The sequence below is a fragment of the Halegenticoccus soli genome, assembly GCF_002844195.1.
Lineage (GTDB): Archaea > Halobacteriota > Halobacteria > Halobacteriales > Haloferacaceae > Halegenticoccus > Halegenticoccus soli.
In genome coordinates this window covers 497,977-524,581 of record NZ_PEND01000002.1, presented here as the reverse complement: position 1 = coordinate 524,581, position 26,605 = coordinate 497,977, and the positions used below count along the sequence as shown (strand labels likewise).

The window sequence follows — 26,605 nt, the reverse complement described above, 5'->3', positions numbered from 1 at the left end:
CGATGGACCGAAGCGCCGCCCTCGACCGCGTCGAGGAGATCGTCCGGACCGTCGAGTCCGACCCGATGCCCGTCCCCGTCCGCGAGATCTGGGTGTACGGCGACGTGGCTCTCGGGCTCGACCCGATCGACCGGCTGGACGTCTACCTCACGAAGGACATCCTCCTCCGCGGCGACGGGGAAGCGGAGGCGAAGTTCGTCGAATCGTACGGGGTGAAGGGCGTCGGCAAGAGCGTCTCCGCCGAGTGGGCCGAACAGTTCCCCGAGTTCCTCCGCGCGAACGACAACGGTCACGCCGCGCCCGAAAAGTGCCTGGCCGCACACCTCCTGCCGAGCGACGAGGAGCCGATCCACCTCGAGGTGTGCAACGCCAGCTTCGACAAGAACGTCACCCAGCGCCTCCGGGGGGCGATGGCCCGCGAGGCCTACGACCAGATCCTCGATCCGCGGGGCGTTTGCCTCTGGATCGACGGGACGTACGGGGAGGAGTCGATGGAGAAGCTCCGCGGCGGCGAGTTGCCCTTCCCGACGCTCTCCGGGGCGCTGGAGATGCTCGGACTCGACGAGGAGACGGCGCGGGAGGCCGCGGCGGCGATGCGCGAGTACCGGGCGCGGCAGACGGGCGCGACCGTCCGCGGCGACGTGGTCTGATCGGCCGGTCGCCTCCGTCTCCATCTCGATCGCCGTCCTCGTCGCCGTTTCCGAAATCGTCCCGACCGCGGCCGTCACGCTAAGGCCGCTCGCTCCCGTCGTCGTCGGTATGGAACGAGAAGCGGCGACGCGACAGGAGGTGCCGCGACGGACGGCGACGCGCCGACGGGTGCTTCGACTCGGCGGCTTCGCGACCGCGCTGCTCGTCGCGGGGTGCGCCGGCCCCGGCGGCGAGGGAGAGGGCGGCGAAGGAGGCGAAGGCGGTGAGGGTGAGGAAGGTGGCGGAGAGGGCGGAGAGGGCGAAGACGACGACAGGGGAGGCGAGAACGGCGCGGGCGGCGAAGAGGGAGAAGGCGGAGAGGGCGGCGACGGCGAGGAGGGCGGAGGGAACTACGACGTCCGAGGCGGCGCCGCCTCCGAGCCCCCGGGGTAGTCCTTCCCGGCCCGGTCCTCTCCCCGACCACGGAACGGAGAGTCAGACCCGACCGACCGTCACGTCGAACGGGACGACCTCGGCGCGGCGGTACGCCCGCTCGCGCATCTGTTCGACGATCGACCGGCCCATCTCCCGCCACCGGCGGCGGAGGTCGTCGTACGCCGCGTCCGGCAGCGCCCGTCTGAGCTCCGCCTCGTGGTCCGCGATGCCGGCACCGGTCGCCTTCCGCTTCGCGCTCTCCAGTTCGCGCTCGTCGTACGGCGGTTCGACGAGCTTTCGGTGGTGGTACCGCCGCGTCCGCACGTCCGACAGCCCGGCTTCGTCGAAGAGTTCGGCGACCCGACCGCCGAGCGCGACGTCCGTCCGCACGCCGCGGAGGTACGCCGCCCGCACCCGCCGTTCGAGCGCCACCTCGCGGTCGACGGTCGAGTCGACGCCCACGTCGCCGTTGTCGGGTTCGATCGCCGCGACGAGGTCCGAGGAGACGCGCGCGAACTCCCGGACCGCCGCCGCGGGGTCGGGCAGGTTCACGAGGAGCGCCTGGCAGACGACGAGGTCGAACGAATCGTCGGGGAACGGCAGTCGGGTCGCGTCCCCCGCGATCGCGGGTATTCCGGCCTCCCCGCGCGCGACCCGGAGGAGCGACGGGTCCGCGTCGAGGCCGTACGCCTCGCAGTCGGGGCCGGCTTCGGCCGCGAGCACCCGCGAGAGTTCGCCGGTCCCGCAGCCGACGTCGAGGACGCGCTCGCGGGTCGGGAGTTCGAGGTCGGAGAGCGCCGCTCTGGAGTCCGCCCACATCCCGTCGCGGGTCCGGCTGAGGTACTCGGCGGAGAACCGGCGCATGGGCGCACTTGCGGCGAGAGGGCCAAAAGCCGGTCGGTGTCGATCGGATCTCGACGGGTCGTGGAGAGCGTCACGGAACCGGGTGGAGCGCTCTTTCGACTCGGCCGATGATCGAACGCGAAACGTGAGTTGTCGTTGGGAGTGGTCCGTTCGGTCGTCCGACTGAGACGGCTCTCCCGTGGCGCGTTTGAAAGAGATTTCACGCGAAATCTCTTCACCATCTTATTATCTCTGCAAACGGTAGAACTTGCTATGCGCCAGGCGTTTGCCGCCCGCGTCCCCGGTCACCTCCTCACAGCCGTCGGCATCCTCGTCAGCGGGTTCACGTTGCTAACCATTGCGGTCAGCGGTGAGACATCTACCCTCTCGGTCTCGATCCTGATCTGGGGGCTACTCAGCGTCGCGTACGGGATGTACTGGGTTCTCTCGCAGTAGTCGCCGCGCGGTCTCGGTTTCACTTTCGGTCTCAGTATCGGCCAGTAATCACCTCCGAAGTTGCTGGCGAACGTGTGACGATCCCGAAATCCGGCGGGCGCTCCAGTCGCTCGCAGAGAATCACGAAACCGCCACTTCGGCCCACCGCGGACCTCACGGCTCCGCCGGCGGTTCGAGCGATTCGAGGGAGCGGGCGACGTCCGGCGGCGGCGCGTCGAACCGCTCGGGGTGGACGAGCGCCGCGAGGTGCTCCAGCGCGTCGACCAGCCGCGGCCCCGGCCGGTTCACGTAGTGGTGACCGTCCATCGCGAAAGCGCGCCCCTCGCGGACGGCCGTCAGGTCGCCCCACCCGTCGCGCCCCGTCAGGTCCGACAGGTTCTCGGCCGTCTGTTCGAGCCGGAACCCGCACGGCGCGACGACCAGCACCTCCGGATCGAACCCGCGGACCGCCTCCCACTCGATTGGGCGCGACGCGGCCCCCGGATCCGCGAGGCCGTATTCCCCGCCCGCGAGCGAAACCAGCTCCGGGATCCAGTGCCCCGCGACCATCGACGGATCCGTCCAGTCGAGGACGAGCGTCCGGGGCGCGTCGTCGACCCCGATCGCGGCGGACGCGACCGCGTCGATCCGCGCGCGGAGATCGGCGACCAGTTCGGCGGCGCGCTCCTCCCGGCCCGTCGCCGCGCCGACGCGTTCGACGTCGGCCAGGACGTCGTCGAGGCCGTGCGGGTCAGTGGTCAGGACTTCCGCGTCGAGGTCGAGTTCCGCGACCGCCTCCTCGACGAGCACGCTGTCGACCGCGCAGACGTCGCAGACGCCCTGCGAGACGATCAGGTCCGGATCCGCCTCCCGGAGCGCGTCGAGGTCGATCTCGTAAACCCCGCCGTGGTCGCGTTCGGCCCGCCTGACCTGGTCGTCGATCTCGGCGCTGCCGGCGGTCGGGTCGACCCGCGAGCGATCGACCGCCGGCTTCGACGCCGCCTCGGGCGGGTAGTCGCACTCGTGGGAGACCGCGACCGGTTCCAGGCCGAGGGCGTAGACGATCTCCGTCGCCGACGGGAGGAGCGACACGATGCGCATGGTCCGGGTAGGGGTCGAACGGGCAAAAGTTCGCGCCGCGACCGGTCGACCGGTCGCCGTCGAGGGATCAGGTGCGATCGAAAGAGCGGGCGCGATCGGAGTGCCGGACTCGACGGCCGATCGAAATGCCCGGTCCGACGGCCGATCGGCGATAGCCGGACGCCTCAGTTCTCTCTGAGTTCCCTCACGCGCTCGATGTTCCACGCGAACCCCTTGCCGTCCTCGTTCGGGGTTTCGAGCACGAGCGGCACGTCGCGCAGGTCGGGGTAGTTGACGATCGCGCGCATCCCCTCCTCGCCGATCAGCCCCTCGCCGATGTGGGCGTGCTCGTCCTTGTTGGTTCCGCAGGCGTGCTTCGAGTCGTTGAGGTGGACGCACTTGAGGCGGTCGAGGCCGATCACGTCGTCGAACTCGCGGACGGCGTTCTCGACGCCAGTCGCGGTCGAGAGGTCGTAGCCCGCGGCGAAGGCGTGGGCGGTGTCGAGACAGACGTCGAGGTCCTGGTCGCTCGCCTCCAGGACGGTCGCGAGGTGCTCGAAGTCGCCGCCGAGCTTCGTTCCGCTGCCGGCGTCGCTCTCGACGAGAACCGTCACCCCGTCCGGCACGTCGAGCTCGTCGAGCGCGCTCGCGGCGTTCGCGAGGCCCCGTTCCGTCCCCGCGCCGGTGTGCGCGCCGAGGTGGACGTTCACGTACTCGACGCCGAGTTGCGCCGCCGCGTCGACCTCCTTCTGCATGCTGTCGACGGACTTCGCGCGGAGGTCGTCCTTCGGGGTGCAGAGGTTGACGAGGTAGGACGAGTGGATGACCCAGGGGCCGTCGAGGCGCTCTCGGGTGCCCGCGCGGAACCGCTCCGCCTCGCCGTCGTCGATGTCGGGATCCCGCCACACCTGCGGGGAGTGAGTGAAGATCTGTCCGCAGTTGCCGCCGACGTCGAGCTGCCGTTCGACCGCGTTGTCGACGCCGCCGGCGATGGATACGTGTGCTCCGACTCGCATGCCCGAGCGCAGGCAGTGAACCCTCAAAGGGGCTTCGGAGTCCCCGTCGAGGCGTCCGGCTTGCGAAGAGCTTTAGGGGTCGCTCGGGACTCGGGGGTATGGCTGGATTCGAAAACCGAACGAAGGGAGGCTCCGACGGCCTGGCGGTGGGGGAAACCGCCCCGGACGTCGGGGGGACGCTCGTCCGGCCGGACGGGGGCGTAACGGAGACGCCGCTGTCGGCGCTGCTCGCGGAGCGACCGGTCCTGCTGTGTTTTTACACGGGCGACTTCTCGCCCGACTGCGTCCGCGAGTGGTGTTCCTTCCGCGACTTCGGCTGGTTCGCGAGCGACGACAGACTGCAGGTCGTCGGCGTCAGCAAGTCGAGCGCGAGCGTGCACAGGCGGTTCATCGACCGGCTGAGCCTCGGATTCCCGCTGTACTCCGATTCCGACCTCGAAATAACGCGCGCGTTCGGCGTCGAGTACCGAGCGTTCGGGCTGGTCCGACGGTCGAAGCGCTCGTGCTTCCTCGTCGACGAATCGCGGACCGTTCGTTACCGGTGGGTCGGCGACCACTGGCTCGATCCGACGCGCGCCGCGCCGCCCGTGGGGGAGATTTACGACGCGGTGCGGGCCGAGCTCGGCGGCGACGAGGGCGACCGCTTCGGCTTCCGAGCCTGATTCGACCGGCCGGCGCGCTCACCTGTCGTCCGGACGGCGGCGGACCCAGTCGTCGCTCTCGTATTTTTCTCTCGCGCGCTCGCGCGCGAGAGAGACTTCGTCCTCCGTCCACGATCCGCGCGTCGCGTCGGCCCACTCGGCGAGGGCGGATTCGACCGCGGCGACGGCCTCTCCGCGCGACACGTCCGCCTGTTCGTCGATGCCGGTGACGCGCGCTTCGAACTCCTCGGGGCTGGTGGCGGGGGCCGCGAACGTCGAGAGGTGGCGCGCCGCGCGGACCGAGAACGTGAGAGAGCCGTGCTGGATGACGGCGTTCCGCCGCCGGTACTGGGCGTTCCCACTTATCTTCCGGCCGCCGGCGGTGACGTCGTGGGCCGGGTGAAGTTCCCGGAGGTAACAGGCGGGCGGGTGGATCGCCGGCAGCGGCTCGTCGGCGAACCCGGCGTCGACGCCCATTCGGTCGAACGCGTCCAGGATCGGCGTCAAAAGCAGCCGGTAGCAGTCCATGAGGTTTCCGGGTAGTTCGTCCTTCGGCCCGACGATGGAGTACGAGACGTCGCCGTAGCTGTCGTGGTAGATGCCGCCGCCGCCGGTCTGCCGGCGGGTGACCGCGATCCCCTCGCGCTCGCAGTAGTCCCAGTCGACCGTGTCCGGGTCCTGCCGGTACCCCAGAGAGAGCGTGCTCGGCTCCCAGCGGTACACGCGAAGCGTCCGCGGGCCGCCCGCGGCGGCGGTTTCGGCCGCGATCTCGTCGAGCGCCATGTTCATCGGGCCGGACCACGACTCCTCGCCGATGAGCCGCCAGTCCGCCCGTGACGGATCGTCCATACCCGGGCTACGGCGAGCGGCCGCAAATCGGTTACGAGCCGCGGCCGCTGATCGGCCTCGCACACGCAGGGAACACGCTTTTACCGTCCTGTTCACAAGGTGCCGGACGCGTTCTCCGAGGCGTCTCCGCCGCTGACCGCCGCTCGCCGCGCAGACGCCGCGTTCGGTCGAACGCCGCCCGTACTCATGGAGTTAGGAACACATCCGTTCGCGCAGGCCGGACTCGACGCGCTGCCGACGCAGACCGCGATACTCGACCGCGATGGAACGATCGTCTACACGAATCGAGCGTGGCGCGACCTCGCCGACCGAAACGGAATCGTCGGCTCGCCCGGCGTGGTCGGCGACAGCTACCTGACCGTCTGCGACGGGAACGCCCGCGACGACGCGGCGACGGCCGCCCGCGGCGTCCGAACCGTCCTCTCGGGCGAACGCGACGAGTTCTCCTTCGAGTATCCCTGCCACGGTCCCGACGAACGGCGCTGGTTCACCGTGCGGATCGTCCGATTCCGACACGAGAGCGACTGGTACGCGCTCGTACACCACCTGGACGTCACGGAACGGAAACTCGGAGAGCTTCGAGTCGAGCGACGGAACCGGCAGTTCAGGACGGTGAACCGGATCGGGATCCTCGTCCGGGAGATCGTCCAGTCGCTCTTCGACGTGGAGACCCGGGACGAACTCGAGGGGATCGTGTGCTCGCGCCTCGCCGATTCGGCGTTCTCCGAGTTCGTCTGGATCGCGGCCCGCGACCCCGACACCGGCCGACTGCGCGAGCGAACGAGTGCGGGCGGAGACGGCGACGCGATCGACCGGAGCGGGGTGGGGGCGGCGTTCGACGACGGCTCCGCGACGGTCGTCAGCGCCGCCGAGGGGGAGTCGGTCGACGATCCGGTCCTGTCGGCGGTCGTCGATCGGGGGTACCGGTCCTACGTCGCAGTGCCGATCCGCTACCGAAACGTCATTTCGGGCGCGCTCGTCGTCCACGCCGCGGCGGCCGACGCGTTCGACGCGTCGGGTCGATCGACGTTCGAAGTGCTCGGCGAGACGATCGGGTACGCGATCAACGCCATCGAGAACCGCCGGCTGCTGTACGCGGACTACGTGAACGAACTCGCGTTCCGCCTCGACGGTTCGGCGTCGTTTCTGGCCGCGGTGTCCGACGCGGCGGACTGCGAGATCGAGCTCACCGGATTCGTTCCGGTCACGGCCGGTTCGGTGCTGAAGTACCTCACCGTTCGGGGGGCGTCCGCCGCGGCGGTTCGAGATCGGCTCCGAGCGTCGGCGCCCGTCGAGAACGTGACGGTCGTCCGCGAGTACGACGACGGGTGCCGGCTGGAGTGCACGGTCGCGGAGCCGTCCATCGTACTCACGCTCGCCGACCGCGGAGCGACGGTTCGAACCGCCGTCGCCGCCGAGGGGGAGATGCGGCTGATCGCGGAAGCGCCGTCGAACGCGGACGTGAACGGGATCGTCGCGGCGGTGCGGTCGACGTTCGACGGGGCGGAACTGACGGCGAAGCGGGAGGTCCGCCGACCGACCCGGAGCGTCGACGAGTACTGGAGCGAACTGGAGGGGAGACTGACGGACCGACAGCTGTCGATGCTCAGCGCGGCCTACTACGCCGGGTACTTCGAGTGGCCGCGGGAGCGTTCCGGCGAGGACATTGCCGCCTCGTTCGACATCTCGGCGGCTACCTTCCACGAGCACGTGCGGGTCGGGTTGAGCCGCCTGCTCGCGCTGCTGTTCGAGCGGGAGGAAGAGCGGTGACGGCCGAAACGCCCGCGCTCCCCTACGCGGCATGGTCCGCTCTCGCTTGCGCGTCGGGGCCCCGACGGCTCACGTAGGCGTTGTACCCGGCGAACGACGCGACGAGTACGCCGACCGCGAGGTCACTCCAGAACGCGGCACCGCTCACGCCGAGGACGAAGGGAGCCGCGATCATCCACAGTCCGAGCAACGTGTTCGCACCCGCTCCCGTCGCGCTGACCTCCTTCCCTTTTGTGGTGAGGTAGTAGTTGTACGCCCCGATGGAGGCGACGAGCGCCCCGACGATGACGTCGTTCCACAGCCCCGCGGACGTCGTGCTGTAGATGAACGGCGCCACGATCAGCCACAGTCCGAGGAGCGCGTTAGCCGCCGAGAGCCATTTCGTCGTTTCTGTCATTGGGTTCACCTGCAAACGACGGTTGGGTCGCCGAGATAATGAAATAATTCTAACATGTTGGTGAGCACCTCACGAACCGTCTACGGGCGGATCGAAACGACCGTAACTCGAATCGGAGTGCGTTACGTACCGCAAGGGAAGTCGCCTACGACTACCGTTTCGAGTCCCCCCTCCCGCGCGGGCCTTCGACGTACCGACGTGCGTTTCTCGGAGTTCCGACGCGGCGGAGAGGCCCCCGGAGGAAGAGTAAGGTCGTCGTGGACGTACTGGTCACATGAAGCGCCGAGACGACTACATATTCACGCCGGAGTCCGGAGAGCACTGGGAAGTCGTTCGCCTGACCGGGAAGAAGTGGAACCGCCTCATCCTGGAGCACCTTCTCCTCGACGGCCCGCTCCGATACAACGAATTCAAACGCCGGATCGACGACATCTCCGACAAGGTCCTCTCTCAGTCGCTCCAGGACCTCGAAGCGGTTCACCTTGTACGGCGAGAGGTCAAGGACACGCGGCCCGTCGAAGTGGAGTACTCGCTCACCGAAGCCGGTTCGGCGCTCGAACCGATCATGGAGGCCGTCGCCGAGTGGCTGGAGACGTATCGCGAAGCGGTCGAAAGAGAACGGGATTAGTCTCTCGCCGATCGGCGAGTTAGACGGTCGGTTCACCGATCCCGAGAGGTGACGTTCTCCGGTCCCTGGATCGACCGCTTTCGCCCGACATTTCATATATCGATATATCATTTACCAGGTGGGCAAACGCCGACTCGCGGTTCTTTTAGGCCGCGGGGCCCTGCTTCCGCTATGGTTCGGAACGTTGCGGGCGTGATGGCCGACCTCGAACCCGAGGACTTCTATCTGCTGTCGGGTATCGAGCAGGGCATGCGCTTCAGCCGCTGGGTGAACCGGGAGAAGCTCCCGGAGTACTCGGGGCTGACGCCCGAGGAGGTGGAGTACCGCCTCGATCGGTGCATGAAGCGGGACCTCGTCGTCCGGAAGACGATCCAGTACGAGGGATACCAGCTGGAGTTCGAGGGGTACGACGCGCTCGCGCTGCGGGCGTTCTCCGAGCGCGACACGATCCGGGGAGTCGGCGCGTCCCTCGGAGTCGGCAAGGAGAGCGACGTGTACGAGGTGCAGTCGTACAAGCCGCTCGCGCTGAAGTTCCATCGCGAGGGGTACACGAACTTCCGGAAGGTGAGCAGGGGGCGCGACTACACCGCCGATCGGCACCACGTCTCCTGGCTCTACACCGCGCGAAAGGCGGCGGAACGCGAGTACGAGGCGCTCGAAACGCTCTTCCCACGGGTCTCGGTTCCGCGCCCGGTCGATCACAACCGCCACGCGATCGTCATGGACAAGCTCGAGGGGGTGGAGCTCGCGCGCACGAAACTCGATTCGACGCAGGTCGTCGGCGTGCTCGATCTGGTCCTCCGCGAGGTCGCGACCGCGTACGAGGAGGGGTTCGTCCACGCGGACATGAGCGAGTACAACGTGGCCGTCAGCGAGCGGGGGGTGACGATCTTCGACTGGCCGCAGGCGGTGCCGACCGACCACGACAACGCCCGGGAGCTGCTCGAACGCGACGTGTCGAACCTCGTCCGCTACTTCCGGCGCAAGCACCCGGCCGAGGTGTCCGATTCGATCGACGTGCCCGCGGTCGCCGCCGCGGTCGCCGATTCGTCGTTCGAGACGGTCCGGGCGTTCAGCGAAGGATGAATCGCATACTGCGATAGGAAATCGACCCGCGGGGTTTCGACGGCGGGTTTCGGCGTTTCGATCCGTCCGAGTCAAACGACGCCGGAGGGCTGGTTTCTCTCACGACTGCGTCCCCCGCCGGGGGGCCGAAGAGTGAACAGGTAGCTACTAAGTGGCGATGAGACCCCGGGAACCGACCAGAGGGAGCACCGCCGGGAGTCCGCTGAGAAGCGCTGCACCACCGGGCAGTTCGAAACGGGACAGCAGAGGTCGCGCGCCGCCGGTTCCGCGCCGTCACTCGTCGTCTGCGGCGTCGGAGTCGCTCGTGACGATCTCGCACCCGAGGACGCTTTCGACGTTCCGGCGGATGCAGTCGTCCGCGAGGGCGAGCATCTCGACCGCCTCGGGTCTACTCACCTCGTAGTACTTTTTCCGACCGTCGCGCTCGGAGTCGACGAGCTGGCAGTTCTTGAGACACTGAAGGTGATGCGACACGAGATTCGGCTCTAGACCCGTTCGGTCGCACAGTTCAGTGACGTTTAGCGGGTGGCCCGCCTCGACGAGTGCCTGGAAAATCCGTAGCCGGGTCGGGTCGCTGAGCGCGCTGAAGATGTGCGCGCGCGCTTCGTGGACGTCAGCGGTCGACTGGAGCAGCCGGATACTCATTACAACATCCTTTAGACCATCAAAGTATAGTCCTTCCGGATTACGAGCCGTTCCCGTGTCAGACGGGAGAAGCGGGGAAATAACGCCGAGAAATCGTTCTGACGATTCGCAGGGATGGAGTGACCGATCAGTCCGAATCGATACTATCATATGGGACAATACTCAAACGACTATTGAAATGAAAGGGGGGATCGACTACGATCTAGTCGTTCTCGGCGGCGGTGCGGCGGCGTTCGCCGCCATCACCGAAGCCGGCGGTCGCGGACTCTCGGCCGCGATGGTGAACGCGGGACTCCCGCTCGGCGGAACGTGCGTGAACGTCGGGTGCGTCCCGAGCAAGCATCTCCTCGCGATGGCGGAGGCCGCCTCTGTGCCGTCGCACAACCCCTTCACCGCCGTCGGGTACAGTCGCGACGAACCGACTATCGACTGGTCGGCCGCGATCGACGAAAAGGACAGGCTCGTCCGACAACTTCGCCGGGAGAACTACGTCGACGTCGCCGAGCATTCCGGGACCGACATCTACGAGGGCTACGGTCGGTTCGTCGAGTCGACGACCGTCGAAGTCGTCGACGGTCGAGACGAGGGCGCACGCATCACGGGCGAGAAGGCCCTCATCGCGACCGGGAGTTCGCCGTGGGCGGCGCCCGTCGACGGGCTCGAGGACATCGACTACGAGACCAGCGAAACGATCCTCGATCGCCGTGAGCTCCCCGACAGCATCATCGTGCTCGGCGGCGGCTACGTCGCGCTGGAGTGGGGCCAGATCCTCCGCCGCGTCGGCGTCGACGTGACGATTCTCCAGCGCTCCGAGCGCGTCCTGTCCGGGATGGAGGGCCAACTCGGCCGCGAGATACGGCGGTCCTTCCGCGAAGAGGGCATCGAGGTCGTCACCGGCAACGACTTCCAACGGGTGACGTCGGCGGTCACCGACGGCGGAGCGGCGGTGCAGGGAGCCGGCGTCAGCGTCGAAACCGTCGTCGATGGCGAGAGTCGAACGTTCGCAGCCGAGGATCTGTTCGTGGCGACCGGTGTGCAACCCAACAGCGAGAACATCGGCCTCGATACCATCGGCGTCGACACTGACGAGCGCGGTGCGGTCCTCGTCGACCGGCACCTCCGCACGACCAATCCCGACGTGTACGCCGCGGGCGACGTCATCGGCGAGCCCGAATTGGAGACAGTCGCCGCAAAGGAGGGCAACCACGCGGTGAAGAACGCTTTCGGCGACGAGGGGAGGACCATCGATTACGGCGCTGTCCCGGCCGTCGTATTCACCAGCCCCGAAGTGGCGAGCGTGGGGACCACCGAGTCGGAGTACGTGGGCGAGTACGGCACCTGTTCGTGTCGGACGGTCCGGATGGCGGACGTGCCGAAGGCGCGGACCGTCGAAGACACGCGGGGACTCGTCCAGGTGGTCAAACACCACGAGACAGACGAGATCGTCGGCGTCCACGCGGTCGCGCCGCGGGCAGCGGATATGATCATGGAAGCCGCGCTCGCGGTGAAGTTCGGGCTCACCGTCGACGACATCATCGACACGGTCCATCCGTTCCCGACGTTCGGCGAGGCGTTCAAACGTGCCTGTCAGGCGTTTCGGCGGGAAACCTCGGCGATGAGCTGCTGCGTCGAATGACACCATCGGCTGATGCTTACGCAGACCATAACAGATCAATACCTCAACGATCGCTGAACTATGAACCGACGGACCCTACTTACGACGATCGGTGGCGTCACAGCAACCGGACTCGCGGGCTGTCTCGGCGATAACCAGTCCCCGTCAAATCCGACACAGCGATCGAATGCGTCGAGCGATGACGGCGGCGCTAAAGCTGCTGATTCCGGTAACTCCGACCTGGAGACCGGACCGGGGGTCGGACAGAAGCCCCCGGATTTCACCTTGCAGACGACCGCAGGTAACGAAGTCACACTACACCCCGTTAAGAAGCCGACAGCGCTGTTCTTCATGGCGGCGTGGTGTACCTCCTGCAAGCAGGAGGAGAACAACCTGAAACGGGTTCGCGAGATCTTCGGAGACGACGTTCGACTGATCTCGATCGATATGGACCCCGATCGAGACAGCATGGAGGACCTCCGGCAATTCAAAACGCGGTACGGCGGGGAGTGGGTTCACGCGATGGGGACGCGAGAACTCGTCCGGACGTATCGACTGACGTCGCTCGACACGACCTACATCGTCGATCGGAACGGCGTGTCTACCTACAAGGACTCGGACGTCACTTCGGTCGCCCGGTTCGAGAGCGAATTCGAGAAACTGGTGTAACCCATGAGTAGCGGGCCACTGGCTACGGTCGCACCGCTCGCGATCGGGGGTGTGAGCTGGGGTCTCTTTGCCTGGGGGCTTTCCGGCGGTGTCGCATCGTTCTTCTCACCGTGTGCGCTCCCGATGCTGCCCGCCTATCTCTCGTACTACCTCTCCGCGGATTCTGCACCGACAAACGATCGCGCGGTGGAACCCGGTTTCGGAACGAGCGGCGGGCGGTCCGTGGCAGCGAGTCTCCAACGCGGCATTCTGTTCGGCGGACTCGCTAGCCTGGGTATGTTGAGCGTCTTCGCCGTCACGGCCGCTGTCGCGGGCGTTCTCGGCGACGTACTGACGCGCGTGGTTCCAGTTCTCATTCCGATCGTCGGACTGATCGTCCTCGGTCTGGGCGTCCTGCTGCTCGCGAACCGGGCTCGCTTTCTCTCGCAGTCGGTCCGGCTTCCCGAGTGGGGCGACGCCTCGCCGAGACAGTTTTTCACCTTCGGGCTGCTGTTTGCCGGTGCCGCACTCGGGTGTACCGCCCCGGTGTTCTTCGGGATCACCTTGACGGCGCTCTCGACCGGCGGGATCGCGGGGGCCGTCACCGTCCTCACCGGCTACGCAAGCGGGATGGTCGGGTTGTTCGTCGTCACGACCGCACTCGTCGCCGTCGCGAAAGAGGAGACGGCTCGACGCACTCGGTCGCTCATCCCGTACGTCGAGCGAGCGAGCGCCCTGCTGCTCATCGGGCCGGGCTCTACATGCTCTACTACTACGTCCAAGTCCGGTCCCTCTACTGATCCGTCGGTGCCGCCTCGGCCACGTGCGTAGTTACCGCCCGTCACTTTTAATTCGACGTTCATTGAATAGTTGTATCGTGAGTGAAATGGCACCTACGAGAGCACACTCCGTTGGGCGGAGGCACGATTCCCGACGGACGAAACTCGACACGAGTCGGTGCGCAACGCTGGGAGGAAACGCGCTATGAGCGACGAGTACGACCTCGTCGTTCTCGGCGGGGGGATGGCCGGACTCCCGGTCGCGACGAAGTGCGCGTACGCCGGGATGGAAGTGGCGCTCGTCGAGCGGAACCTCCTCGGAGGAACGTGTCTCAATCGGGGCTGTATTCCGACGAAGACGATGATTCGGAGCGCGGAGGTCGCGGACCTCGTACGGCGAAGCGAGGAATTCGGTATCGACGTCGGTGGCGACACCCGCGTCGACGTGGAGGCGGTCGTCGACCGAAAGGACGACATCGTCGAGAGCATCCGCGAGGGGGCCTACGAGGGCGTCGAGAGCAACGATAACGTCACACTCATCGAAGAACGCGGGGCGTTCGAATCCGCCCGCGAGCTTCGCGCCGGCGACCGGACGCTCGCCGCGGATCGGATCGTCATCAATACGGGTGCTCGCCCGGCGAAGCCACCGATCGACGGCCTCGGCGAGGTAGCCGTTCTCGACAGCACCGACGCACTCCATCTCGATGCGGTCCCCGACACACTCGTCGTGATCGGCGGCGGATACGTCGGGTGCGAGTACGCCCAGATGTACAGCCGGTTCGGCGCGGACGTGACCGTCTTTCAGCGCCCCGACCGGCTCCTCCCGCGGGAGGAGCCGGCGGTGAGCGAGGTCATCGAGGACGCGTTCACCGCCGAGGGCATCGACGTTCGTACCGGGACGTCCGTGACGGCCCTCGCGTCGAGCGGAGGCCGGACGATCGTCGAAACGGACAGTCCGGACGGATCGGACGAGGTGACGGCGTCCGCGGTGCTGCTCGCTGCGGGTCGAGAGCCGAACACCGACGGAATCGGGCTCGATGACGCGGGTGTTCGGACCGACGACGGCGGGTTCGTGGAGACTGACGACGGCTTCGAAACGACTGCCGACGGCGTCTACGCGATCGGCGACGTGAGCGGACCGCCGATGTTCACCCACTCGGCCCGGGACGATGCGGACCTGCTGTATCGGCACCTCGCCAAAGGTGAGGAGATCAGCACCGAAGGTCGCGTCGTCCCGTGGGCGGTGTTCACCGATCCGCAGGTGGGCCACGTCGGGCTGACGGAGCGGGAGGCACGCAAGGCGGGCCACGAGGTCGGCGTCGGCCGGCAGGATTTCGCCGAGCAGGGGAAACCGAAGGCGCTCGGAGAGACTGAGGGGTTCGTGAAACTCGTCACGGACGCCGACACGGACGAACTGCTGGGCGCGCATATCGTCGGCGAGCAGGGGGCAGAGATCGTTCACGAACTCGTGCTCGCAATCCGGCTCGGAGCGACGGCCGAAGACGTCGCGGAGACGATGCACATCCACCCGACGCTCCCGGAGAGCGTCAACTCGGCAGCGGGCGGCGTTCACAAGCCCTTGTGAGCTCGCGCAGCGCTACGACGAGGCCCTCTCGACGGTCCGGCTTCGTTGCCGAGATCAGCTCGCTCCGGATCTCGTTTTCGCCCGGGTACGTCCGGTGAAGTACGCGTCGGAAAGGCGACCCGTCCGTCTTCGTCCTGCACCGGCCCCAGCACCTTTAACAATCCAGTGGTATTACCGGGTTGTAAATGACGCAACTCCAGCGAGCGCGGGACGGGGAAGTGACTGACGCGATGGAACGGGTCGCCGAGCGGGAAAACCGCGATCCCGAATTCGTCCGCGAGCAGGTGGCGACCGGACGAGCGGTCATTCCGCGCAACCGTCATCACGAGGCGCTCGATCCGATGATTATCGGCCGGGAGTTCGCTACCAAGGTCAACGCGAACATCGGTAACAGCGACGCGAGCAGCGACATCAGGGGCGAACTTCGCAAGCTCCACGCGGCGGTTCACTACGGCGCGGACACCGTGATGGACCTCAGTACGGGCAGCGATCTCGACGCGATACGCGAGGCGAACGTCGACCACTCCCCGGTGCCCGTCGGGACCGTGCCCATCTACGAGGCCGTCAAGCGCGCCGGCAGTCCGGAGGATATTACGCACGAGCTGCTGCTCGAAGTCATCGAAAAGCAGGCCGAGCAGGGCGTCGATTACATGACGATCCACGCGGGCGTGCTGATGGAGCACCTCCCGCTGACCGACGGTCGCAAGACGGGCATCGTCTCGCGCGGCGGGTCGATCCTCGCGAAGTGGATCGAGGAAAACGGGATGCAAAACCCCCTCTACGCGAAGTTCGAGGAGATTTGCGAGATTTTCGCCGAGCACGACGTCACGTTCAGCCTCGGCGACGGGCTCCGACCGGGATCCCTTGCGGACGCCAGCGACGAAGCGCAGTTCGCCGAACTCGAGACGCTCGGCGAGCTTACTCGAACCGCGTGGAACCACGGCGTGCAGGTGATGGTCGAAGGACCGGGCCACGTCCCGATGAACCAGGTGGCGGAAAACGTCGAACGGCAGCGGGAGGTCTGCGACGGCGCGCCGTTCTACCTCCTCGGACCGCTCGTGACCGACATCGCACCCGGGTACGACCACATCACGAGCGCGATCGGGGCCGCTATCGCCGCGGAAGCTGGGGCCGCGATGCTCTGTTACGTCACGCCGAAGGAACACCTGGGGCTGCCCGAGGAAGAAGACGTTCGAGAGGGGCTCGCGGCGTATCGAATCGCGGCCCATTCGGGGGACCTCGCGAACGACCTCCCCGGTGCGAGAGACTGGGACGACGCGCTCTCGGAGGCGCGATACGAGTTCGACTGGCGCCGGCAGTTCGAGCTGGCGCTGGACCCCGAACGGGCCCGGGCCTACCACGATCAGACGCTCCCGGGTGACAATTACAAAGAGGCGCGGTTCTGCTCGATGTGCGGCGCGGAGTTCTGCTCGATGCGGATCGATCAGGACGCTCGGAACGCCGACGGGGAGATGGAGACTATCGACGACGCGACGGACATCGACGCGTCAGAAGCGGCCGAAGCGAACCTCCCGCCGACCGGGGCTCACGATACGAGTCGGGTGCCGGAGATGCCGGAGTTCACGGGGATCGGCCGCGACTAGTCGAAGGAAAAACCCAGCCGGGGCCGGCCTCCCCCGCGGACGCGGAGAGCGTCTCACGCGTGCGTTCGCCGGACGATTCCTTCGTTCCGTACGGATAGCGTCGAAGTTCCGGGACCCCCGACTCGTCGAGCGCCGTCGATCGGCTCACGCCCGCTTTTTCTCGCCCTCGGCACCGTCGCCGATCACGATGGCGTTCTGGATGAGATTCCCGTGCCCGCGTCGGAGTCGCTCCGACAGCGCCTGGTGCGACACGCCGAGTTCGCCCGCGAGTTCGGTCAGCGAGCGCCGCCGCGGAACGTCGTAGTACCCGCCTTCGAACGCCCTGGTGAGCGCTTCCTGCTGCTCTTCGGTGAGCCCGAACCGACCCTCCCGACCGTCGTCGAGGTGGTAGACCCGCCTGACGTCGAAGGAGATCCCGGCGTCCCGACAGAAGTCGTGCGTCTGCGAGAGCGCGCCGCGGTCGGGGAAGAGCGCGCGGAGGGTCCACCGGTCCTCGCTCCCGGACGCGGCCAGGATCGTCCCCTCCTCGTCCACGAGGATCCGTATCAGGGTCTGGATCTTGTCGACCCAGTCCATCCGATAGAGCCGCTCGTCGCCGAGGTCGGCGAGCAGTTGGAGGTTTTCGACGGACGGGTCCGATTCGAGCGCGCTCGCTATCGCGTCGCCGTCCGCCCCGCTCACCCACACGAACGGCATGACGCGGTCGGGTTCGTGCGCGACGACGCGTTCGATCTCGAACGCGACGTCGTCGATCGCGGCGAGCGTCTGCTGAAGCGCGAACTCGTCCGCCGGGATCTCGATCTCGCTTATCGTTCCGGTCACACGGTCCATTAGCGCGCGAGAGCATATACGTCTCTCATCCGGCTTCGAGCCGAACTGACCGCCGGTCCCGGAGAAGGCGTTCCGTCGATCGCCCGAAAACCGAGGCGCTTCCCGCCGGAGCCGCGTCACTCGGCGACGAGTTCGAGGAGATCGTGGTACCGGTGTCGGATCGTCACTTCGGTCACGCCCGCGACCTCGGCGACCTCCCGCTGGGACCGCTTCGAGTTCTGGATGAGGCCGGCGAGGTAGATCGCGGCGGCCGCGATACCGACGGGCGACTTACCGCTGTCGAGGCCCGCGGCGACGGCCGCGTCGAGGATCCACCGCGCTCTCCGCTCGACCGTCCGCTCCACCTCCAGCTCCGAACAGAACCGCGGGAGGAACACGCGGGGATCCGACGGCGGGAGCGAGAGGTTGAGACGGGTCCGCAGGTGACGGTACGCGCGCGCGATCTCCACCGAACCGACGCGCGAGACGTCGGCGACGTCGGTCAGGCTGAACGGAAGTCCCTCCTGACGGATCACCGCGTACAGCGCGGCCGAGGCGACCGCTTCTATCGACCGCCCCCGGACGAGATCGTCCTTCAGCGCCCGTCGGTACACGACCGACGCGGTCTCCCGCGTCGTCCGCGAGACCCCGAGGGTGGACGACATCCGGTCGATCTCCGAGAGCGCGAACTGGAGGTTGCGCTCGCCCGCTTCGCTCGTCCGGAGGCGGCGGTGCCAGACCCGCATCCGGGAGAGCTGGCGACGGCGCTCGGGGGAGAGGTTTCGCCCGCTCGCGTCCTGGTTCGCCCAGCCGATCTCTGTCGTCAGACCGCGGTCGTGGACGGCCGCGGTGATCGGCGCGCCGGTTCGGGCCCTGGCTGCGCGCTCCCCCTCGGAGAACGCGCGCCACTCCGGCCCGTAGTCGAGCAACCGCTCTTCGACGATGAGCCCCGACTCGGGATCGATCAGCTCGCCCTCCTTCGTTCTGACGAGGCGCCGCGGGACGGATTCCCCGTCGGTCCCGCGCTCCGCTCCTCCGTTCGCTTCGCGTTCGCTCTCCTTCGAGAGGCCGTTCCTGCCGCCGTAACGTGGGTATTCGACGCTCATCTGGTATCCCTCTACGCGGGTGTTCGCGGCGCGGTACGCGGCGCCTCGGCCGGCGCCCCGAGACGAAAATGACCGCTCGGAAGAAGCCCGCCGACTCGCTTCCGCCGCTATATACGGTCGCTGATACGATAAGCGTCGAGCAGGCGGTGGCAAGCCCGCCGGCCGGACCGGCCGTGATTGGATCGAGCGTCGCCCGCCTCGCCGAGGAGAGCGAGCGGCTCGCGTGGCCGCCGACGCCCCGGAGACGGTCGCGCGACGGCGGGATATCCGGTCACTAATTTGACTGAAAATCGTGTGGTAGAATTACACCCGAGTTTTTATTAGACTGTATTTCACAACAGAACGTGAACTATGGGAAATAATGACAGTGAACGTTCGCGGAAACGTTCTTTGACGCGGCGGCGGATGGTTCAGGCGATCGGCGGGACCGGAATCGCCGTCGGCCTGGCCGGATGCGGCGGCCAGCAGGCGGCGAGCGCGGACGACGAGGAGGACGACACGGCGACCCCGCAGCCCGAAAACGTGGAGGTCGACCAGAGCGGCGAACCGAAGGACGAAGCGCTGACGGTCGCCCAGTGGGCGGTTCCCCGCGACTCGCAGTACAACGTCTGGAACGGCAAGAACGACGGCGAGGCGCGCCGCGTCCTCTTCGACCGCTTCATGCAGTACAACCTGAGCGGCCAGGAGTACGAGGGGTACGCCGTCTCCGACTGGTCGTTCGAGGGCAGGACGCTGAAATTGACCGTCCGGGACGGGCTGACGTGGCACGACGGGGACGCCGTGACCGGAACGGACGTGATGATCCAGCTGAAACTGGACATGTACACCGGCGCGTCGCTCAAGAATTACGTCGACGACGTCGCCGAGGCGGTCACCGCGCCCGACGAGCGAACGGCGCAGATCGAGTTCGCCCAGGACGTAAACGAGGACGTCGTCCTCGCGCACATCCAGCCCACGCGCCTCCGCGCGAAGGAGAGCGTCTACGGGGAGTTCCTCGAGAAGATCGAGACCGCGGGGAGCGACGAGGAGGAGGCCGACGCGATCGCGGAGCTCCAGAACTTCACGGATCCGGAGCCCGTCGGCAACGGCCCGTTCAGGTGGGAGGACGCCGACAGCCGGCGGACGCTCGTCACCAAGTACGAGGACCACCCGGACGCGGACAACATCAACTTCCCGAAGATGGAGTACCTCTACCTGCCGGAGAACTCCCAGCGCTGGGACGCGCTCATCAACGGGAAGACGGACGGGTCCGCGACCCTTTTCATGCCGAAGAACAAGCTCAGCCAGCTTCCCGACCACGTCCGCGTCGGGCTGATCCCGCGGCACTGGGGGATGGGGCTCGTCTTCAATCTGGAGAACGAGCACTTCGGCAAGCCCGAGGTCCGCAAGGCGATCGCGCACGTGATAAACCGCGAGAACGTCGCGAAGAACTCCGGTGCGGGGACCGAATCCAAGCTCCCCGTCGAAATCCCGTCCGGGCTCACCGGCGCGTTCAACGACGAGATCGAAAACGGCTGGCTCTCGGGGGTCGCCGACACGTTCGACCGGTACGAGCCCGACACCGACAAGGCCGCGAGCCTCCTCCGCGAGGCGGGCTACGAAAAACAGAACGGGGCGTGGGTCGACGAAAACGGCGAGGCCCTCAACGCGCCCGTGAAGGGCCCGGCGGGCTTCACCGACTGGGTCGCCGGCGCGGAGACGCTCGTCAGCAACCTCAAGGATTTCGGCATCAAATCGCAGCTGCTCGCGAAGGACACCGCGACGTACTGGGGGAAAGACTACGCGGACGGCGACTTCGCACTGGCGCTGCAGGGGTGGGCGAACTACAACCAGAGCTACCCGTACTTCCACTTCGACTGGATCTACGCGAGCCACGACGCGACGGACATCTGGAACGTCCCGTCGGAGTTCGAGGTCCCCCCGCTCGACGATCCGCAGGGATCGCCGCAGACCGTCGTCCCGGCCGACATGGTGTCGGACCTCTCGCAGGCGACCGGGAACGAGGCCGATCGGCTGATCCAGGAGCTCGCGTGGGTCACGAACCAGACGCTGCCGGTGCTCCCGATCCAGGAGAAGCTGGCCCAGACGTTCCTCACCGACGACGACTGGAACGTCCCCCCGCGGGACAGCCCGCGTCTGCAGTACTACTGGCCGACGTCGTGGCTCCCGCGGCAGGGTCGCTGGTCGGCGAAGCGCGAGTGATCCGTCCGAGCGCACAGAACAGATGAACTACATCGTCAAACGGACGGCGCAGGCGGTCTTCACCGTCTTCGCGGTCATCACGCTTTCGTTCGTGATCATCCGGCTCCTGCCCGGCGGCCCCGCCGACTACCTGCGGGCGCAGCTCATCCAGCGAAGCGGGGGATCGCTCACGCAGGAGCAGATCAACCAGCGCATCGCCTCTCAGACCAACATCGCCGTCGACGAGCCGCTGTACGTGCAGTACGTCGACTACATGGCGTCGATCCTCCGAGGGGACTTCGGAACGTCCGTCTGGTACAGCAACGAGCCGGTGATCGCGGTGCTCGGCCCGGCCATCCCGTGGACCGTGTTCCTCATGGCGACGTCGCTCTTCATCGCGTTCGTCCTCGGGGTCACGCTCGGCGCGTTCATGGCCTACCGCGAGGGCAGCGGCTTCGACGTCGGCTCGACGGGGGTGTCGCTCCTCACGAACTCCGTCCCGTACTACGTCATCGCGCTGCTGCTCCTGACGTTCCTCGGGTACCGGATGGAGCTGTTCCCCACCGGGGGGCAGTACGCCTCGGAGACGACGCCCGGGCTCAACCTCGAGTTCGTCCTGAGCGCGCTGCACCACGGCGCGCTCCCCATCCTCTCGCTCGTCCTCGCGAGCTTCGGCGGGTGGGCCCTGAACATGCGCGGCAACAGCATCCGGGTGCTCGGCGAGGACTACCTCCGGGTGGCGCGCCTGCGCGGCCTGCCGGAGCGGCGGATCGCCCTCCGGTACGTCGGGCGGAACGCCATCCTGCCGATGTACACCGGGCTGCTCATCGCCATCGGGTTCATGTTCGGCGGATCGATCATCCTAGAGGAGATCTTCGCGTACCCCGGCGTCGGGTACTACATGATCCAGGCGATCAACGCGAGAGATTACCCGGTGATGATGGGGGCGTTCATCCTCATCACCGTGGCCGTCACGATCGGCGTGTTCATCGCCGACGTGACGTACGGCTGGATCGATCCGCGGGCCGAAGGAGGTGGGACGCGTGAGTCCTACTGAGGCCACCTCCGACTTCGAGGCGGTTTCGGAGACCAGCCTCTCGAAGCGCGAGCGCTACCGGCAGACGCTCGACGAGCAGGTGCTCGCCCCGCTCCGCATCGTGTGGAGCGACTGGCGCGCCCGGATCGCGCTGTTCGTCCTGTCGATCTTCCTCCTCATGGGGACGGTCGGCGTGATGCTCGTCCCCGAGCCGTCGCCGAATCAGGGACCGGCCCTCGTCGGCGCGTTCAGGACCCTGGAACACCCGTTCGGGACGACCTACTCCGGCCACAGCATCCTCTCGCAGCTAGTCCACGCGACCCCGCCGATGCTGAAGATGATCACCGCGGGCGCGGTGTTCACCGTCGTCCTCGGGACCGCCATCGGCACCGTCTCCGGCTACAAGGGCGGTGCGGTCGACGGCGTGCTGATGACGCTGACCGACGTGGCGCTCACCATCCCGGGGCTGCCGCTCATCATCGTGCTCGCCGGGGCGCTGCAAGGGTCTCTGAGCGGCAACCCGTACGTCATCGGGCTGCTCCTGAGCGTCAACGCCTGGGCCGGGTTGGCCCGGGCCATCCGCTCGCAGGTGCTCACGCTCCGCGACGCCGAGTACGTCGAGGCCTCGCGGATCCTCGGCGTCCCGACCGCCGAGATCATCTCGAAGGACATCGTCCCGAACCTGATGCCCTACGTCACGATGAACTTCGTCCAGCAGGCGCGGGCGGTCATCTTCGGCTCGGTCGCGCTGTACTTCATCGGCATCCTGCCGTACGACAGCGTCAACTGGGGCGTGATGATGAACAGCGCACAGAGCCAGGCCGGGGCGGTCTCCTCGCCGGAGGCGTTCCACTGGCTGCTCGTCCCGATGCTCGCGGTGGTGCTTCTCTCGCTCGGGCTGACCCTGTTCGCGCAGGCGGCCGACCGGCTGTTCAACCCGCGCGTCAGGGCCAGACACACCAAGACGACCCCGGACGAACAGCACGAAGACGACGAACCCGACGAACCCACTCCCGCGAGGATGATCCGATAATGGCGACGACGGAACGACTGACTGCGACCGAATCGACGGCGGACACGATCCTTCGCGTGCGCGACGCGACGGTGAGCTTCGAGATGGATCGCGGGACGGCCCGCGTGCTGAACGGCGTCGACCTCGACGTGAAGCGGCGCGAGATCCTCGGCGTCGTCGGCGAGTCCGGCTCCGGCAAATCGATGCTCGCCTCGGCGATGCTCGACGCGGTGGAGGAGCCGGGTCGGCTGACCGGCGAGATCATCTACTATCCGGAGGAGGGCGAGCCGGTCGACGTGCTCAACCTCTCGAAGGCGGAGCTGAAGCGGCTGCGCTGGGAGGAGATCTCGATGGTGTTCCAGGGCGCGCTCTCGTCGTTCAACCCCACGATGAGCGTCCGCGGGCACTTCACGGAGACGCTGAGGGCCCACGACGCGGACGTGGAGGCGGGGATGGAGCGCGCGCGAGAGCTCCTGTCAGACCTGTATCTCGACCCCGAGCGCGTCCTCGATTCGTACCCCCACGAGCTCTCCGGCGGGATGAGCCAGCGGGCGCTCATCGCCCTGTCGCTGGTACTCGAACCGAACGTGCTCGTGATGGACGAGCCGACCGCCGCGCTCGACCTCCTGATGCAGCGGTCGATCCTGGCGCTTTTGTCTGATCTCCAGGAGAAGTACGACCTGACGGTGGTGTTCATTACGCACGACCTGCCGCTCGTCGCGGGTCTCGCCGACCGCCTCGCCGTGATGTACGCGTTCGAACTGGTCGAGCGCGGACCCGCGGCGGAGCTGATCCGCGACGCGGCCCACCCGTACACGCGGGCGCTCCTCAAGGCGGTGCCGAACCTCGACGCGCCGCTGTCGACGATGCGGTCCATCGAGGGGTCGGCGCCGGACCCGGTGAACATCCCCGACGGCTGTTCGTACGCCTCGCGCTGTCCACTCGCCGACGACCAGTGTCTGCGGGAGGACCCCGGCGGCTACGGGGCCGGACCCGAGCACCCCGTGTCCTGTCACCACTGGCGGCGGGCGGACGAGGCCGTCCCGTTCGAGACGGAGGTGGGCGAGTGAGCCGCGCGGACGAGCCCGTCGTCTCCCTCGACGGCGTGAAGGTCCACTTCGAGAAGGAGCAGGGGCTCATCGACTCGCTCTTCGGCGAGCCGGACACCGTCGGCGCGGTCGACGGGGTGTCGCTGGAGATCGCGGAGAACGACGTGGTGGCGCTGGTCGGCGAATCGGGCTGCGGGAAAACGACGCTCGGCAAGACCGCCATCGGCATCCAGCGACCCACCGAGGGATCGGTACGGTACCGCGGCCAGGACGTCTGGGAGGCGAAGGACGGAGAGGGGGAGATTCCCTTCGAGGAGATCCGCCGGTCGCTGCAGATCATCCACCAGGATCCCGGCTCGGCGCTCAACCCGAACCGGACGGTGATGCGGACGCTGACCGCGCCGCTGAAGCGGCGGCACTCGGAAATGTCCCCCGAGGATCGCCGGGCGCGCGTGCTCCGGATGCTCGAACGCGTCGGGATGGAGCCGCCGGAGGACTACGCTCACCGCTACCCGCACCAGCTCTCCGGCGGCGAGCAGCAGCGGATCGCGCTCGTCCGGGCGCTGCTGATGAACCCGGACCTGATCCTCGCGGACGAGGCGGTGTCGGCGCTCGACGTGTCGCTGCGCGTCGAGATGATGGATCTGCTCCTCGAACTGCAGGAGCAGTTCGACACCTCCTTCCTGTTCATCAGTCACAACCTCTCGAACGCCCGGTACCTCGCCGAGAAGTCGGGCGGGCGCGTCGGCATCATGTACCTCGGCGAACTCGTCGAAATCGGGCCGGCGGAGGAGGTGCTTCAGAACCCGAAGCACCCGTACACGAAGGTGCTCCGGTGGGCGACGGCCGACCTGGAGCCGGAGGGCGAGGTCGAGGAGCCGCCGGTGCGGACGATCGACATCCCCGATCCGGTGAGCCCGCCGTCGGGCTGCCGGTTCCACACCCGCTGTCCGAAGGTGATCCCGCCGGAGGGAACGGATATCAGTCAGGCCCTCTACAACGAGATCATGGACCTCCGGAACGCCGTCGAAAAGCGGACGCTTCGTCCGGACGAGGACGCCCCGCGGGACGCCGAGATCGCCCGCCTCCGCGATGAGCGGTTCGACGAGCCGCTCTCCGAACCGCACCGCGAACGGGTCGACCGCGCGCTCGCCGCCGTCGTCGACGGCGACTGGGACGCCGCCGCCGAGGCGCTCCGGGCGGACTACGAGAGCGTCTGCGAGCGCCGGAGCCCGACGCTGGGGGACGAACGCCACCCGACCGCCTGCCACCTCCGCGACGAGGGCCGGAGAGCCGAGCCCTCCGCGGCGGACGACTGACGGATGAGCGGGGATTCGAGCCGGAGCGACGCGGCCGGCGACCGCGACCTCCGGAGCGAACTGGGCGCGTTCGGCCTCTCGGAGAAGGAGATCGAGACGTACCTCGCGGTGCTCGAACGCGGTGAGGCGAAGGCGAGCGTCATCTCGGAAGACGCCGGCGTCTCAAAGCGGTACGTCTACAGCATCGCCGAGCGGCTCGAACGCCGCGGACTGGTTCGAGTGAACGAACACGCCGCGCCGACGACGGTGCGCGCTCGCCCCCCCAGGGAGGCGATCGCCGCGCTGTCCCAGCGGCTGGAGGCGATCACGCCCGCGCTGGAGGAGCGATTCGCCGAAACCGAGCCGCAGACGTCGCAGTTCGAGACGGTGAGGTCCAGGCAAACGGCGCTCAAGCGGCTCCGGACGATGCTCTCGGAGGCCGAGAGCGAGGCGTTCCTCTCGATCCCCGAGCGGACGTACTCGGAGATCCAGGCGGAGCTGTCTGAGGCCGTCGAGCGGGGCGCGCTGGTGCTTTTGCTCGTGGGCGGCGCCGACGCCGACGCGGACGAGCGTCGCTTCGACGGGGCCGCGAGCGTCGTCCGGCGGTGGACCGAGGACGCGCCGTTCATGCTCACGGTCGACAACCGTTCGGCGATCGTCGGCGACGCCGGGCTGCTATCCGGCACGCACGCGGACGAGACGGCGGTCGCGCTCTCGCAGGAACACATCGCGGGGTCGGTGCTGGGATCGTTCATCAGCAGCTTCTGGCCCGTCGCGACCGAAACGTACGTGACGGAGCCGTGCCCGCTGCCGGCGACGTTCGACGCGTTCCGCCACGCGGTGCTCCAGGCGTGCCTCCACAAGCGGGCCGGCAACGACCTGCGCGTCCGGGTCGAAACCGAGGACGGCCCGGAGATCGTCGGGCGAGTGAGCCGCGTCCGGCAGGCGATCACGGAGCCGGTGACGAGCGGCTTCCCCGTCGAGAACAGCATCGTCGTGGAGACGGACGGCGCGCTCGGAGACGCTGAACCGGCCGGGAACGCCGGCGAAGTGAGCGACGATGAGCCGGCGATGGCCGCCGACGAAGTGACCGTCGGCGGCCGGGGCGCGTTCATCGAGGACTACCGCGCCGAGTCGGTCACCCTCCTGCCGGAGTGAGACCGCGTGGCCGTGACCGTCTGGCGGGTGCTGTTCGCGCTCAACGCGGTGCTCCTGGCGCTGCTCGCCGTATCGTTCCCCTTCCTGCGACCGGGCTCGCCCTCGTGGACCATCTCGATCGTCAGCCTCGGCATCATCTTGGCCTCGCTCGCGGGGCTGTTCGTCCTCATCAGAATCGACTGGGACCCCTTCTCGCCCTGAGGCCGGCGAGGATCGGCGACCGACGTTCGTCGCGTCCGCCGGTTTCGATCGGCGAACAGCCCTAATAT

27 protein-coding genes are annotated in these 26,605 nt (G+C 67.5%); 19 read left to right on the top strand and 8 right to left on the bottom strand.

Annotated features, from left to right (window positions below; translation table 11 throughout):
* The first annotated feature begins 2 nt into the window (after nucleotides 1-2).
* On the top strand, nucleotides 3-650 hold the full coding sequence (locus CNO20_RS07635; protein ID WP_101295533.1) for a DUF7095 family protein: 648 nt from the start codon (nucleotides 3-5) through the stop codon (nucleotides 648-650).
* A 109-nt stretch (nucleotides 651-759) separates the two neighbouring features.
* A complete protein-coding gene (locus tag CNO20_RS07630) occupies nucleotides 760-1,083 on the top strand; it encodes a hypothetical protein (RefSeq protein WP_101295532.1) in 324 nt (107 codons plus the stop codon).
* Between the two features lie 42 nt (nucleotides 1,084-1,125).
* Here CNO20_RS07630 and CNO20_RS07625 read toward each other — a convergent pair whose 3' ends face one another.
* Nucleotides 1,126-1,929 carry a class I SAM-dependent methyltransferase gene (locus CNO20_RS07625; RefSeq protein ID WP_101295531.1) on the bottom strand — a complete coding sequence of 268 codons (804 nt, stop codon included), beginning with the start codon at nucleotides 1,927-1,929 and terminating at the stop codon, nucleotides 1,126-1,128.
* A gap of 252 nt (nucleotides 1,930-2,181) precedes the next feature.
* On the opposite strand from CNO20_RS07625, the gene CNO20_RS07620 reads away from it, so the two are divergent.
* On the top strand, nucleotides 2,182-2,364 hold the full coding sequence (locus tag CNO20_RS07620; protein ID WP_101295530.1) for a hypothetical protein: 183 nt from the start codon (nucleotides 2,182-2,184) through the stop codon (nucleotides 2,362-2,364).
* 153 nt (nucleotides 2,365-2,517) lie between these two features.
* Here the strand turns inward: CNO20_RS07620 and CNO20_RS07615 are convergent, their stop codons facing one another.
* Both CNO20_RS07615 and CNO20_RS07610 read right to left on the bottom strand, forming a co-directional pair.
* Nucleotides 2,518-3,444: a cobalamin-binding protein gene (locus CNO20_RS07615; RefSeq protein WP_101295529.1), complete on the bottom strand. Its 927-nt coding sequence runs from the start codon at nucleotides 3,442-3,444 to the stop codon at nucleotides 2,518-2,520.
* Between the two features lie 164 nt (nucleotides 3,445-3,608).
* The gene (locus CNO20_RS07610; protein ID WP_101295528.1) at nucleotides 3,609-4,439 is read right to left on the bottom strand and encodes a deoxyribonuclease IV; all 831 of its coding nucleotides are present in this window, start codon (nucleotides 4,437-4,439) and stop codon (nucleotides 3,609-3,611) included.
* Nucleotides 4,440-4,537: 98 nt separating this feature from the next.
* On the opposite strand from CNO20_RS07610, the gene CNO20_RS07605 reads away from it, so the two are divergent.
* On the top strand, nucleotides 4,538-5,101 hold the full coding sequence (locus CNO20_RS07605) for a redoxin domain-containing protein (RefSeq protein WP_101295527.1): 564 nt from the start codon (nucleotides 4,538-4,540) through the stop codon (nucleotides 5,099-5,101).
* Between the two features lie 18 nt (nucleotides 5,102-5,119).
* Here CNO20_RS07605 and CNO20_RS07600 read toward each other — a convergent pair whose 3' ends face one another.
* Nucleotides 5,120-5,929, bottom strand: a complete 810-nt coding sequence (locus tag CNO20_RS07600) for a lipoate--protein ligase family protein (protein WP_101295526.1) — start codon at nucleotides 5,927-5,929, stop codon at nucleotides 5,120-5,122.
* Nucleotides 5,930-6,115: 186 nt separating this feature from the next.
* On the opposite strand from CNO20_RS07600, the gene CNO20_RS07595 reads away from it, so the two are divergent.
* On the top strand, nucleotides 6,116-7,699 hold the full coding sequence (locus CNO20_RS07595) for a bacterio-opsin activator domain-containing protein (RefSeq protein ID WP_143423160.1): 1,584 nt from the start codon (nucleotides 6,116-6,118) through the stop codon (nucleotides 7,697-7,699).
* A gap of 22 nt (nucleotides 7,700-7,721) precedes the next feature.
* Here the strand turns inward: CNO20_RS07595 and CNO20_RS07590 are convergent, their stop codons facing one another.
* Nucleotides 7,722-8,096 carry an SPW repeat domain-containing protein gene (locus CNO20_RS07590; RefSeq protein WP_101295524.1) on the bottom strand — a complete coding sequence of 125 codons (375 nt, stop codon included), beginning with the start codon at nucleotides 8,094-8,096 and terminating at the stop codon, nucleotides 7,722-7,724.
* A gap of 274 nt (nucleotides 8,097-8,370) precedes the next feature.
* Here CNO20_RS07590 and CNO20_RS07585 point away from each other — a divergent pair, with 274 nt between their 5' ends.
* The gene (locus CNO20_RS07585) at nucleotides 8,371-8,724 is read left to right on the top strand and encodes a winged helix-turn-helix transcriptional regulator (protein WP_101295523.1); all 354 of its coding nucleotides are present in this window, start codon (nucleotides 8,371-8,373) and stop codon (nucleotides 8,722-8,724) included.
* A gap of 171 nt (nucleotides 8,725-8,895) precedes the next feature.
* Nucleotides 8,896-9,810 carry a serine/threonine-protein kinase RIO2 gene (locus tag CNO20_RS07580; RefSeq protein WP_101295522.1) on the top strand — a complete coding sequence of 305 codons (915 nt, stop codon included), beginning with the start codon at nucleotides 8,896-8,898 and terminating at the stop codon, nucleotides 9,808-9,810.
* Nucleotides 9,811-10,083: 273 nt separating this feature from the next.
* On the opposite strand, the gene CNO20_RS07575 is transcribed toward CNO20_RS07580, so the two are convergent.
* On the bottom strand, nucleotides 10,084-10,455 hold the full coding sequence (locus CNO20_RS07575) for an ArsR/SmtB family transcription factor (RefSeq protein WP_158237377.1): 372 nt from the start codon (nucleotides 10,453-10,455) through the stop codon (nucleotides 10,084-10,086).
* 178 nt (nucleotides 10,456-10,633) lie between these two features.
* Here CNO20_RS07575 and merA point away from each other — a divergent pair, with 178 nt between their 5' ends.
* The 5 genes from merA (at nucleotide 10,634) to thiC (ending at nucleotide 16,686) form a co-directional block, all read left to right on the top strand.
* Nucleotides 10,634-12,091 (top strand): mercury(II) reductase, encoded by a 1,458-nt coding sequence (gene merA / locus CNO20_RS07570; RefSeq protein WP_101295520.1) that lies wholly within the window; start codon nucleotides 10,634-10,636, stop codon nucleotides 12,089-12,091.
* Between the two features lie 60 nt (nucleotides 12,092-12,151).
* A complete protein-coding gene (locus CNO20_RS07565) occupies nucleotides 12,152-12,739 on the top strand; it encodes a TlpA family protein disulfide reductase (protein ID WP_101295519.1) in 588 nt (195 codons plus the stop codon).
* A 222-nt stretch (nucleotides 12,740-12,961) separates the two neighbouring features.
* Nucleotides 12,962-13,549, top strand: a complete 588-nt coding sequence (locus CNO20_RS07560) for a hypothetical protein (RefSeq protein ID WP_449405039.1) — start codon at nucleotides 12,962-12,964, stop codon at nucleotides 13,547-13,549.
* A gap of 153 nt (nucleotides 13,550-13,702) precedes the next feature.
* Nucleotides 13,703-15,082 (top strand): dihydrolipoyl dehydrogenase, encoded by a 1,380-nt coding sequence (gene lpdA, locus CNO20_RS07555; protein WP_101295517.1) that lies wholly within the window; start codon nucleotides 13,703-13,705, stop codon nucleotides 15,080-15,082.
* Between the two features lie 185 nt (nucleotides 15,083-15,267).
* On the top strand, nucleotides 15,268-16,686 hold the full coding sequence (gene thiC, locus CNO20_RS07550; RefSeq protein ID WP_101295516.1) for a phosphomethylpyrimidine synthase ThiC: 1,419 nt from the start codon (nucleotides 15,268-15,270) through the stop codon (nucleotides 16,684-16,686).
* A gap of 144 nt (nucleotides 16,687-16,830) precedes the next feature.
* On the opposite strand, the gene CNO20_RS07545 is transcribed toward thiC, so the two are convergent.
* Nucleotides 16,831-17,508, bottom strand: coding sequence for a helix-turn-helix domain-containing protein (locus CNO20_RS07545; protein ID WP_233203976.1), 678 nt, complete (start codon nucleotides 17,506-17,508; stop codon nucleotides 16,831-16,833).
* 125 nt (nucleotides 17,509-17,633) lie between these two features.
* Entirely contained in the window at nucleotides 17,634-18,602 is a 969-nt protein-coding gene (locus CNO20_RS07540) for a transcription initiation factor IIB (protein WP_101295514.1), read from the bottom strand.
* Nucleotides 18,603-19,007: 405 nt separating this feature from the next.
* On the opposite strand from CNO20_RS07540, the gene CNO20_RS07535 reads away from it, so the two are divergent.
* From CNO20_RS07535 to CNO20_RS07505, 7 genes are read left to right on the top strand one after another with little or no spacing between them, the layout of a single operon-like run.
* Nucleotides 19,008-20,804, top strand: a complete 1,797-nt coding sequence (locus CNO20_RS07535; protein WP_233203974.1) for an ABC transporter substrate-binding protein — start codon at nucleotides 19,008-19,010, stop codon at nucleotides 20,802-20,804.
* Between the two features lie 22 nt (nucleotides 20,805-20,826).
* Nucleotides 20,827-21,840: an ABC transporter permease gene (locus CNO20_RS07530; RefSeq protein ID WP_101295512.1), complete on the top strand. Its 1,014-nt coding sequence runs from the start codon at nucleotides 20,827-20,829 to the stop codon at nucleotides 21,838-21,840.
* Nucleotides 21,827-22,852 carry an ABC transporter permease gene (locus tag CNO20_RS07525; protein WP_233203973.1) on the top strand — a complete coding sequence of 342 codons (1,026 nt, stop codon included), beginning with the start codon at nucleotides 21,827-21,829 and terminating at the stop codon, nucleotides 22,850-22,852. Before CNO20_RS07530 ends, CNO20_RS07525 begins: the two co-directional genes overlap by 14 nt.
* Nucleotides 22,852-23,901: an ABC transporter ATP-binding protein gene (locus CNO20_RS07520; RefSeq protein ID WP_101295510.1), complete on the top strand. Its 1,050-nt coding sequence runs from the start codon at nucleotides 22,852-22,854 to the stop codon at nucleotides 23,899-23,901. The genes CNO20_RS07525 and CNO20_RS07520 overlap by 1 nt, the downstream gene beginning before the upstream one ends.
* The gene (locus CNO20_RS07515) at nucleotides 23,898-25,199 is read left to right on the top strand and encodes an ABC transporter ATP-binding protein (RefSeq protein ID WP_199174759.1); all 1,302 of its coding nucleotides are present in this window, start codon (nucleotides 23,898-23,900) and stop codon (nucleotides 25,197-25,199) included. The genes CNO20_RS07520 and CNO20_RS07515 overlap by 4 nt, the downstream gene beginning before the upstream one ends.
* 3 nt (nucleotides 25,200-25,202) lie before the next feature.
* Entirely contained in the window at nucleotides 25,203-26,336 is a 1,134-nt protein-coding gene (locus CNO20_RS07510; protein ID WP_101295509.1) for a TrmB family transcriptional regulator, read from the top strand.
* Nucleotides 26,337-26,342: 6 nt separating this feature from the next.
* Nucleotides 26,343-26,537, top strand: coding sequence for a hypothetical protein (locus tag CNO20_RS07505; RefSeq protein WP_101295508.1), 195 nt, complete (start codon nucleotides 26,343-26,345; stop codon nucleotides 26,535-26,537).
* The last annotated feature ends 68 nt before the right edge of the window (nucleotides 26,538-26,605 follow it).